Source organism: Acidovorax sp. KNOB132 (genome assembly GCF_057541515.1).
This window is the reverse complement of the sequence record NZ_BAAJYT010000030.1, coordinates 21198-32041: the sequence shown is the minus strand read 5'-3', so window position 1 is coordinate 32041 and position 10844 is coordinate 21198. Positions and strand designations below refer to the sequence as shown.

At 66.1% G+C, this 10844-nt stretch carries 8 protein-coding genes; 5 read left to right on the top strand and 3 right to left on the bottom strand.

Annotated features, from left to right (window positions below):
* Positions 1-153 (bottom strand): biotin/lipoyl-containing protein (locus tag AC27IO_RS07230; RefSeq protein ID WP_498738134.1); only part of this gene is annotated, 153 nt, incomplete at its 3' end.
* A 103-nt stretch (positions 154-256) separates the two neighbouring features.
* Positions 257-2980, bottom strand: coding sequence for a pyruvate dehydrogenase (acetyl-transferring), homodimeric type (gene aceE, locus AC27IO_RS07225; protein ID WP_284425764.1), 2724 nt, complete (start codon positions 2978-2980; stop codon positions 257-259).
* 164 nt (positions 2981-3144) lie between these two features.
* On the opposite strand from aceE, the gene AC27IO_RS07220 reads away from it, so the two are divergent.
* From AC27IO_RS07220 to AC27IO_RS07200, 5 genes are all read left to right on the top strand, one after another.
* Positions 3145-5703, top strand: a complete 2559-nt coding sequence (locus AC27IO_RS07220; protein ID WP_498738127.1) for a PAS domain-containing sensor histidine kinase — start codon at positions 3145-3147, stop codon at positions 5701-5703.
* Positions 5700-6326, top strand: a complete 627-nt coding sequence (locus AC27IO_RS07215; RefSeq protein ID WP_092739228.1) for a response regulator transcription factor — start codon at positions 5700-5702, stop codon at positions 6324-6326. The genes AC27IO_RS07220 and AC27IO_RS07215 overlap by 4 nt, the downstream gene beginning before the upstream one ends.
* 82 nt (positions 6327-6408) lie before the next feature.
* Positions 6409-7260 carry a bifunctional methylenetetrahydrofolate dehydrogenase/methenyltetrahydrofolate cyclohydrolase FolD gene (gene folD, locus AC27IO_RS07210; RefSeq protein ID WP_272569139.1) on the top strand — a complete coding sequence of 284 codons (852 nt, stop codon included), beginning with the start codon at positions 6409-6411 and terminating at the stop codon, positions 7258-7260.
* A gap of 58 nt (positions 7261-7318) precedes the next feature.
* Positions 7319-9358: a M3 family metallopeptidase gene (locus AC27IO_RS07205; RefSeq protein ID WP_498738124.1), complete on the top strand. Its 2040-nt coding sequence runs from the start codon at positions 7319-7321 to the stop codon at positions 9356-9358.
* Positions 9359-9400: 42 nt separating this feature from the next.
* A complete protein-coding gene (locus AC27IO_RS07200) occupies positions 9401-10036 on the top strand; it encodes a glutaredoxin domain-containing protein (RefSeq protein ID WP_498738122.1) in 636 nt (211 codons plus the stop codon).
* Positions 10037-10152: 116 nt separating this feature from the next.
* Here the strand turns inward: AC27IO_RS07200 and rpiA are convergent, their stop codons facing one another.
* Positions 10153-10842, bottom strand: coding sequence for a ribose-5-phosphate isomerase RpiA (gene rpiA, locus AC27IO_RS07195; RefSeq protein ID WP_487088839.1), 690 nt, complete (start codon positions 10840-10842; stop codon positions 10153-10155).
* Positions 10843-10844: the final 2 nt, after the last annotated feature.

The window sequence follows — 10844 nt, the reverse complement described above, 5'->3', positions numbered from 1 at the left end:
GCTCGACGGGATTTCCATCGAGGCCTTGTCCGATTCCACCGTGATGAGTGATTGCTCGGCCTTGACCGTGTCGCCGGGCTTGACCAGCAACTCGATCACGCCCACTTCGTCGAAATCCCCGATGTCCGGGACCTGGATATTGACCAATGCCATGTTTATGCCTCCTGCCGAGCCGCCTCAAAGGAGGCATGTGCCCCCTTGGGGGGCAGCGAATGAATATGAGCGTGGGGGTTCACCGTGCGTCTCCGATCGGTGTTCAAGCGTAGAGCGGGTTGATCTTGTCGGTGTTGATGCCGTACTTCTGGATCGCCTCGGCCACCTTGGCCGCCGGCACCACGCCGTCGTCCGCCAGGCCCTTGAGCGCCGCCACGACGATGTAGTGGCGGTTGATCTCGAAGTGCTCGCGCAGCTTGCGGCGGAAGTCGCTGCGCCCGAACCCGTCGGTGCCCAGCACCTTGTAGGCGCGGCCCTTGGGAATGAAGGGGCGGATCTGCTCGGCGTAGGCCTTCATGTAGTCGGTGGAGGCGATGACCGGGCCAGTGGTCTTGGACAACTGCTCCTCCACGAACGGCACGCGCGGCGTTTCGGTGGGGTGCAGCAGGTTCCAGCGGTCGGCGTCCTGGCCGTCGCGGGTCAGCTCGTTGAAGCTCGGGCAGCTCCACACGGAAGCGGCCACGCCCCAGTCCTTTTCCAGCAGTTCCTGCGCGAAGAACGACTCCCGCAGGATCGTGCCGCTGCCCAGCAATTGCACGGTGGGGGCGTCCTTCTTGAGGGCCGGCGCCTGCTTGCACAGGTACATGCCCTTGATGATCTGCTCTTCGGTGCCGGGCTGCAGGCCGGGCATCGGGTAGTTTTCGTTCAGCAGCGTGAGGTAGTAGAAGACGTTTTCCTGGCGCTCCACCATGCGCTTCATGCCGTCGTGCATGATCACCGCGACTTCGTGGGCGAACGTCGGGTCGTAGCTCACGCAGTTGGGGATGGTGCCGGCCAGGATGTGGCTGTGGCCGTCTTCGTGCTGCAGGCCTTCGCCGTTCAGCGTGGTGCGGCCCGAGGTGCCGCCCAGCAGGAAGCCGCGCGCCTGCATGTCGCCCGCCGCCCAGGCCAGGTCGCCGATGCGCTGGAAGCCGAACATCGAGTAGTACACGTAGAACGGCACCATGATGCGGTTGTTGGTGCTGTACGAGGTGGCGGCCGCGATCCAGCTGCTCATGCCGCCGGCTTCGTTGATGCCTTCCTGCAGGATCTGGCCGGCCTTGTCTTCCTTGTAGTACATGACCTGGTCCTTGTCGACCGGGGTGTACTGCTGACCGTGCGGGTTGTAGATGCCGATCTGGCGGAACAGGCCTTCCATGCCGAACGTGCGGGCCTCGTCCACCAGGATGGGCACCACGCGCGGGCCCAGGGCCTGATCGCGCAGCAGCTGCGTGAGAAAGCGCACGTAGGCTTGCGTGGTGGAGATTTCGCGGCCTTCGGGCGTGGGCTCGAGAATGGCCTTGAACGTTTCCAGCGCGGGCACGGTGAAGCTTTCGTCGGCCTTCACGCGGCGCTTGGGCAGGTAGCCGCCGAGCGCCTTGCGGCGCTCGTGCAGGTACTTCATTTCGGGAGTGTCGTCGGCCGGCTTGTAGAACGGCAGGTCGGCGATCTGGCTGTCCGGAATCGGGATGTTGAAGCGGTCGCGGAAGGCCTTGATGTCCTCGTCGCCGAGCTTCTTGGTCTGGTGGACGGTGTTCTTGCCCTCGCCGATCTTGCCCATGCCGAATCCCTTGACGGTCTTGACCAGCAGCACGGTGGGCTGGCCCTTGTGCTCGTTGGCGGCGTGGAAGGCGGCATAGACCTTCTGCGAATCGTGGCCGCCGCGGCGCAGGTTCCAGATCTCGTCGTCGCTCATGTGCTCGACCATCTTCAGCGTGCGCGGATCGCGGCCGAAGAAGTGCTTGCGCACGTAGGCGCCGTCGTTGGCCTTGAACGACTGATAGTCCCCGTCGTTGCACTCCATCATGATCTTGCGCAGCGCGCCGTCCTTGTCGCGCGCCAGCAGGTCGTCCCAGCCCTTGCCCCACAGCAGCTTGATGACGTTCCAGCCGGAGCCGCGGAACTCGCTCTCCAGCTCCTGAATGATCTTGCCGTTGCCGCGCACCGGGCCGTCCAGGCGCTGCAGATTGCAATTGATGACGAAGATCAGGTTGTCGAGGTTCTCGCGCGCCGCCAGGCCGATGGCGCCCAGCGATTCGACTTCGTCCATCTCGCCGTCGCCGCAGAACACCCAGACCTTGCGGTTTTCGGTGTTGGCGATGCCGCGGGCATGCAGGTACTTGAGAAAGCGCGCCTGGTAGATCGCCATCAGCGGGCCCAGGCCCATCGACACCGTGGGGAACTGCCAGAACTCGGGCATCAGCTTGGGGTGCGGGTAGCTGGACAGGCCCTTGCCGTCCACTTCCTGGCGGAAGTTGAGCAGTTGCTCTTCGGACAGGCGGCCTTCCAGGTAAGCGCGGGCGTAGATGCCGGGCGACACGTGGCCCTGGATGTACAGCAGGTCGCCGCCGTGGTTTTCGCTCTCGGCGTGCCAGAAGTGGTTGAAGCCGGCGCCGAACATGTTGGCCAGCGAGGCGAACGAGCCGATGTGGCCGCCCAGGTCGCCGCCTTCGGGCGGATGGTGGCGGTTGGCCTTGACGACCATGGCCATGGCGTTCCAGCGCATGTAGGCGCGCAGGCGGCCTTCGATTTCGAGGTTGCCGGGGCAACGGGCTTCCTGGTTCGACTCCAGGGTGTTCACGTAGCCGGTGTTGGCGGAGAAAGGCAGGTCGATGCTGCTTTGGCGGGCATGTTCGAGCAGTTGCTCGATCAGGAAGTGGGCGCGCTCTGCACCTTCCTTGTCGATGACGGCGCTCAGCGCATCCATCCACTCACGGGTTTCCTGCTGATCGGTGTCGGGGGTGGACGACGCCGGGTTTCCGGCCTGGGGGTCGGTCTGAGCTGACATGCCTGTCTCCTTTATGGGTGCTGGCGTTGGAAATTTCGGGCGAGTGTCTCATATTTTTTTGGTATTTCAAATTGTGCTTTTCATTTTCATAATGCAAAATATTGCTGCAAGTGCACATTTTTCATACCGGAAGAAGGCCTCCAGTGCTCCCCTACACTCCGCCCATGGAACGTCCGCCCTCTCCGCCCCTCGCCATCGGGCCCGCCGTGGCCGCCCCCGTGCGCTGGTGGCGCACCTGGTGGCGCAGCCTCTCCCCCACCCGCCAGGACCGCTTCGCGGCCCTGGCGCCACTGGCCGCCGTGCTGATGTTCCTGGCGGCCATCGTGGCGGCGTTCTGGTATTTGCGCATGGAAGAAGGCGAGCGCGAGCAGGAAGCCCTCAAGCGCGACGTGGAATACGCGCAGCAGCGCGTGCGGCTGCGCCTGCTGGAGCGGCAGGAGCAGATCATGCGCATCGCGCGCGACCTCTCCAACCAGGACCTGGAGCGCGCCGACTTCGTGGCGCGTGCCGAAGGCCTCATCAGCCAGTACCCTGAACTGCAGGCCATCAGCTGGATCGACGACCGCCGCCGCATCCGCGCCAGCCATGCGGCGCCCACCGTCACCAGCGGCCAGTTGCGCGTGGCGGGCGAGGTGCTCAAGAACGGCGACACCGCCGACACCTTCAGCCTCGCCCGGGACCTGCAGCAACCCGTGTACGCCCAGCCCAACGGCACCGAAGGCGAAACCGCCCCGCTGCTGCAGCTGCAGGTGCCGCTGGCCGCGCAGGGCAAGTTCACCGGCGTGGTGCTGGCGGAATATTCCATCGACAGCCTGCTGCGCTACGGCACGCCGACCGAGGTGTTGGCGCGCTACGCCGTCACCATGCTGGATGGACGCGACCAGGTGCTGGCGGGCAGCGCGCTCACGCCGCGCAGCGCCTCCGGGCTGCTGCCGTGGACCGCACGCGCCAACGAATACGAGGTGCCGGTCTCGCCCGTGGGCAATGGCCTCGTGCTTCGCGCGCAGGCCTACCGCACCTCGCTCGGCGTGGTGGGCAGCGGGCTGTTCTGGCTGGTGGGCACGCTGAGCGCCATGACGGCCTGGCTGCTGATCGCCACTTGGCGCCACACCCGCCGGCGCATGCAGGCCCAACAGGCGCTGGTGGCCGAAACCAACTTCCGCCGGGCGATGGAAAATTCCATCCTCACCGGCATGCGCGCCCTGGACATGCAGGGGCGCATCACCTACGTGAACGCCGCGTTCTGCCAGATGACGGGCTGGAACGAGGCCGATCTGGTCGGCCAGTCGCCGCCCTACACCTATTGGCCCGAGAGCGACCACGAGGCGCTGCACGCCAAGCTGCGCGACGAGCTGAGCGGCAAGGTCACGCTGGGCGGGTTCCAGGTGCGGGTCAAGCGCAAGAGCGGTACGCTGTTCGACGCGCGCCTGTATGTCTCGCCCCTGATCGACGCCCATGGCCACCAGACCGGCTGGATGACGTCGATGACCGACATCACCGAGCCCAATCGCGTGCGCGAGCAGCTGTCCGCATCGCACGAGCGCTTCACCATCGTGCTGGAGTCGCTCGATGCCTCGGTGTCGGTCGCGCCGCTGGGCAGCGAGGAACTGCTGTTCGCCAACAAGCTGTACCGCCAGTGGTTCGGCTCGCAGACGGGCGGGCATCTGCAACTGGTCGCGCAGGCGGGCGTGCTGCCCTCCACCACCGCCAGCGCGCGCGGCATGGACGACGAGGACGGACTGATGGGCCTGCCCACCGACCCGCTCACCAGCGCCCGCTCCGAAAACGCCGAGATCTACCTGCCGGACCTGGGCAAGTGGCTCGAAGTGCGATCGCGCTACCTGAACTGGGTGGACGGACGACTGGCCCAGATGGTGATTGCCACCGACATCACGCCGCGCCGCCAGGCCGAGGAACAGGCCGCGCGGCAGGCCGAGCGCGCCCAGTCGGTCAGCCGGCTCATCACCATGGGCGAGATGGCCTCCAGCGTGGCGCACGAACTGAACCAGCCGCTCACCGCCATCAGCAACTACTGCAGCGGCATGGTCTCGCGCATCGAAAGCGGGCAGATCACCGAAGAGGCGCTGCTGTCCGCGCTGCAAAAGACCGCCCATCAGGCGCAGCGCGCAGGGCAGATCATCCAGCGCATCCGTGCCTTCGTGAAGCGCAGCGAGCCCAACCGCGCCCTGGCGGACGTCCACACCATGGTCAGCGAGGCGGTCGAGCTGGCCGACATCGAACTGCGCCGGCACAACGTGCGCCTGACCCACTACGTGGCGGCGCGGCTGCCCCAGGTGATGGCCGACACCATCCTGATCGAGCAGGTGCTGGTCAACCTGATGAAGAACGGCGCCGAGTCCATCGAGCACGCCCAGCGCCCGCCGCCCCGGCGCAGCGTGGAACTGCGCGTCGTGCCCCGCCAGGTCGAAGGCCGTGAGGTGATCGAGTTCACGGTGCAGGACACCGGCAAGGGCCTGGCCCCCGAAGTGCTGGAGCATCTGTTCGAGGCCTTCTTCTCCACCAAGCAGGAAGGCATGGGCATGGGCCTGAACCTGTGCCGCAGCATCGTCGAGTCCCACCAGGGGAGGATGCAGGCGGAGAACCTCTACAATGGCCCGGAGGTCACCGGCTGCCGGTTCTCCTTCTGGCTTCCGCTGGCGCAGCCTGCGGATGCCACTACGAATTCTGTAGCAAACGCATCACATCCAAGGACCCCTGCATGAGCTTGATTCCGAAAAAAGGCACCGTCTACGTCGTGGATGACGACGAAGCCGTCCGCGACTCCCTGCAGTGGTTGCTGGAAGGCAAGGACTATCGGGTGCGCTGCTTTGATTCGGCGGAATCCTTCCTCTCGCGCTACGACCCCCGCGAAGTCGCCTGCCTCATCGTGGACATCCGCATGGGTGGCATGACCGGCCTGGAACTGCAGGACCGGCTCCTCGAACGCAAGTCCCCCCTGCCCGTCGTCTTCATCACCGGCCACGGCGACGTGCCCATGGCCGTGAACACCATGAAGAAAGGCGCGCTCGATTTCATCCAGAAGCCGTTCAACGAGGAAGAGCTCGTGGGCCTGGTGGACCGCATGCTCGACCGGGCGCGCGAATCGTTCGCCGGCCACCAGCAGGCCGCCAGCCGCGACGCCCTGCTGTCCAAGCTCACCGGCCGCGAAGCCCAGGTGCTGGAGCGCATCGTCGCCGGCCGCCTGAACAAGCAGATCGCCGACGACCTGGGCATCAGCATCAAGACCGTGGAGGCGCACCGCGCCAACATCATGGAAAAGCTGAACGCCAACACCGTGGCCGACCTGCTCAAGATCGCCCTCGGCCAGAATGCGCCCAAAGGCTGATTGCTCCTGATTTGATAGCTGCCAGCACAATCAAACCGCCGGCAGTCAGCCATTTTCATTGCCAACCTGAGTTTCTCGACGAATGACAGCCCAACTGATCGACGGCAACGCCCTCTCCCGCCAACTGCGCACCGAAGTGGCCCAGCGCGCCGCTGCCCTGAAAGCGCGCGGCACCGTCCCCGGCCTGGCCGTGGTGCTGGTGGGCGACAACCCTGCCAGCCAGGTCTACGTGCGCAACAAGGTCAAGGCCTGCGAGGACAGCGGGCTGCATTCGGTGCTGGAAAAGTACGATGCCACGATGAGCGAGGCCGAGCTGCTCGCCCGCGTCGAGGCACTGAACAACGACCCGGCCATCCACGGCATCCTGGTGCAGTTGCCGCTGCCCGCGCACATTGACGCGCAGAAGGTCATCGAGGCGATCTCGCCCGCCAAGGACGTGGACGGCTTTCACATCGCCAGCGCCGGCGCGCTCATGACCGGCATGCCCGGTTTCTGGCCCTGCACGCCCTATGGCTGCATGAAGATGCTCGAATCCATCGGCTACTCGCTGCAGGGCAAGCATGCGGTGGTCATCGGCCGCAGCAATATCGTGGGCAAGCCGATGGCGCTCATGCTGCTGCAAAAGAACGCCACCGTGACCGTGTGCCACAGCGCCACGCAAGATTTGAAGGCGCAGACCCTTCAGGCGGACGTGATCGTGGCCGCCGTGGGCAAGCGCAACGTGCTCACGGCCGACATGGTCAAGCCCGGCGCGGTGGTGATCGACGTGGGCATGAACCGCAACGACGAAGGCAAGCTCTGCGGCGACGTGGACTTTGCCGGCGTGAGCGAGGTGGCCGGCTGGATCACGCCCGTGCCCGGCGGCGTCGGCCCCATGACCATCACCATGCTGCTCGTCAACACGCTCGAAGCCGCGGAGCGCGCAGCCGCCTGACCATTTTTGCTGCCACGGCCGGCTTGAACCTGACCCATCCAACGCCATCTATCCGCGCATGAGCAATCCCCTCCTCGCCCCCTCCGACCTCCCCCTGTTCGACCGCATCCAGCCCAGCGACGTGGCTCCGGCGGTCGATGTGCTGCTGCAACGTGCGAGCGCCGCGCTGGAAACCGTCACGGCGCCCGACTTTCCGGCGCGATGGGAATCGATTGCCCAGGTGCTGGATGTCGCGACCGAAGCGCTGGGGCGCTCCTGGGGCGCGGTGAGCCACCTCAACAGCGTGGCCGACACCCCCGAACTGCGCGCGGCCTACAACGAGGCCCTGCCCCGCGTCACCGAGTTCTGGACCCGCCTGGGCGCCGATGAGCGCCTGTACGCCAAGTACAAGGCCATCGATCCGCAGACGCTGAACACCGAGCAGCGCCAGGCCTTGCGCAACGCCGTGCGCAATTTCGTGCTGTCGGGCGCCGAACTGCAGGGCGCGGCGCGCGAACGCTTCGCGCAGATCCAGGAACGCCAGGCGGAACTCAGCCAGAAGTTCAGCGAAAACGCGCTCGACGCCACCGACGCCTTCGCCTACTACGCCCGGGAAGACGAGCTCGACGGGCTGCCCGACGACGTGAAGCAGGCCGCACTGGCCGCCGCGCAAGCCGAGGGCAAGGCCGGCTACAAGCTCACCCTCAAGATGCCTTGCTATCTGCCGGTGATGCAGTTCGCCCGCAGCAGCGCCCTGCGCGAAACGCTGTACCGCGCCTATGTCACCCGCGCCTCGGACCAGGCCGAAGGCGATGCCAAACGCTTCGACAACAGCGCCCTCATCCGCGAGATCCTCGCCCTGCGCAAGGAAGAGGCGCAACTGCTGGGCTACGCCAATTTCGGCGAGGTGTCGGTCGTCGCCAAGATGGCCGACTCACCCCAGGAGGTGATCGACTTCCTGCGTGACCTGGCCCGCCGTGCCCGGCCCTACGCCGAAAAAGACGTCGCCGACATGCGCGAGTTCGCCGCGAAGGATCTCGGCATTGCCGATCCGCAGGCCTGGGACTGGCCCTACATCTCCGAGAAGCTCAAGGAAGCGCGCTACGCCTTCAGCGAGCAGGAGGTCAAACAGTATTTCACCGCGCCCAAGGCCCTGGCTGGCCTGTTCAAGATCGTTGAGACGCTGTTCGAAGTGGCCATTCGCCGCGACAGCGCGCCCGTCTGGAACCCGGCCGTGGAGTTCTACCGCATCGAGCGCGGCACCGAGCTCGTGGGCCAGTTCTACCTGGACCAGCCGGCGCGCAACGGCAAACGCGGCGGCGCCTGGATGGACGATGTGCGCACCCGCTGGCTGCGCCCCGACACGGGCAAGCTGCAAACCCCCGTGGCGCACTTGGTGTGCAACTTCGCCGAAGGCGTGAACGGTGCGCCGCCGCTGCTGACCCATGACGACGTCATCACGCTGTTCCACGAGTTCGGCCACGGCCTGCACCACATGCTCACCCAGATCAACGAGCGCGATGTCTCGGGCATCAGCGGCGTCGAATGGGATGCGGTCGAGTTGCCCAGCCAGTTCATGGAAAACTTCTGCTGGGAGTGGGACGTGCTCAAGCACATGACCGCCCATGTGGACACCGGCGAGCCGCTGCCGCGCGCGCTGTTCGACAAGATGATCGCGGCGAAGAATTTCCAGAGCGGCATGGGCACGCTGCGGCAGATCGAATTCGCGCTGTTCGACATGCTGTTGCACACCTCGCATGACCCGTCGCAAGACTTCATGCCCCTGCTGGCCCAGGTCCGCAGCGAGGTGTCGGTGCTGACGCCGCCGGCCTTCAGCCGCACCGCCCACACCTTCAGCCACATCTTCGCCGGCGGGTATGCCGCAGGCTACTACAGCTACAAATGGGCCGAAGTGCTCAGCGCGGACGCTTACGCCGCGTTCGAGGAGACGGCCGGCGCGGACGGCCTGCCCAGCGCCGAGACCGGGCGCCGCTACCGCCAGGCCATTCTGGAAGCGGGCGGCAGCCGCCCGGCCATGGAGTCGTTCAAGGCGTTCCGCGGCCGCGCGCCCAGCCTGGATGCGCTGCTGCGCCACCAGGGCATGGCCGGCAACGCCTGAGCCCATCGATACCCGAGACTGTTCCCTTTGGAGTCCTACGACATGAAGCAACCGCTCTTTGCCCTCGCGCTGGCTTCGACCTTCCTGGCCGTGACCGCCCTGCCCGCCCAGGCACAGCAGGTGTACCGCATCGTCGGCCCCGATGGAAAAGTGACCTTCTCGGACCGCGCGCCCGATGCCAAGACGCCACCGGCCCAGGTCGGCGGCGGACGCGCCAGCGGCCCGGCCCTGCCTTATGAACTGCAGCAGGTCGCCACCCGTTTTCCGGTCACGCTCTACACCGGCAACGACTGCGCGCCTTGCGTGAGCGCGCGCAACCTGCTGGTGAACCGCGGCGTACCATTCACCGAACGCACGGTGAACACTGAAGAAGATGCCGATGCGCTCAAGCGCCTCAGCGGCTCGACCAACCTGCCGTTCGGCACCATCGGCTCGCAACAGCTCGTCGGCTTTTCGGACAGCGAGTGGATGCAGTACCTCGACGCGGCAGGCTACCCCAAGCAATCGCAGCTGCCGCCGAGCTATCGCCGCGCCCCTGCGGCACCGATGGTCGCCGCCAAGCCGGCAACCCCCGCAGCGGCGGCGGCACCTGCCGCGCCGGCGGAAGCACCACGCCCCGCCGCACCGAGCGGCAATGGTGGCAGAACGCCAAGCAACCCGGCAGGCATCACGTTCTGACGCAACATCCGGCATTGCAGACCGGGCGAGGCGTCACTCCCGCAGATTGCAATACGGTCTGCAGTGCCATTCGGTACCGAGCCATCAGGCCGGCGGAAGCCCGGCCCTGAGGGTGTTCAGTATTGAACGGTGCGCACGCCCTGCGCCGTGCCCAGCAGGCACACATGGGCTTTCTGGTGCGCGAACACGCCCACGGTCACGACGCCCGGCCATTGGTTCACCTCCGACTCGAAAGCCAGTGGATCGGTGATGCGCAGGCCACGCACATCCAGAATGTGCTGCTGGTTGTCCGTCACCAAAGGCGCGCCGTCTTTCTGGCGCAGCGTGGCTTGGCCGCCCAGGGCCGCGAAGCGGCGGGCAATCTGCTGCGCCGCCATGGGAATGACTTCCACGGGCAGCGGAAACTGGCCCAAGGCATCCACCCGCTTCGACTCGTCGGCAATGCACACGAACTGCCGGGCCAGCGCCGCCACGATCTTTTCGCGCGTGAGCGCAGCGCCGCCGCCCTTGACCATGTGGCCCTGGCCGTCGATCTCGTCGGCGCCGTCGATGTAGACCGCCAGGGACTCGACTTCGTTCGCATCGAACACTGGGATCCCCAAGGCTTTCAGCCGCTGGGTGCTGGCTTCGGAGCTGGACACGGCACCCCGGATGCGCTCTTTGATGGTGGCCAGGGCAGTGATGAAATGGTTCACCGTGGAGCCGGTGCCGACGCCGACGATCTCGCCGGGCACGACGTATTGCAGGGCCGCCTGGCCGACCAGGGCCTTGAGTTCTTCTTGGGTGAGGGGTGAGGGTGTCGTCATGG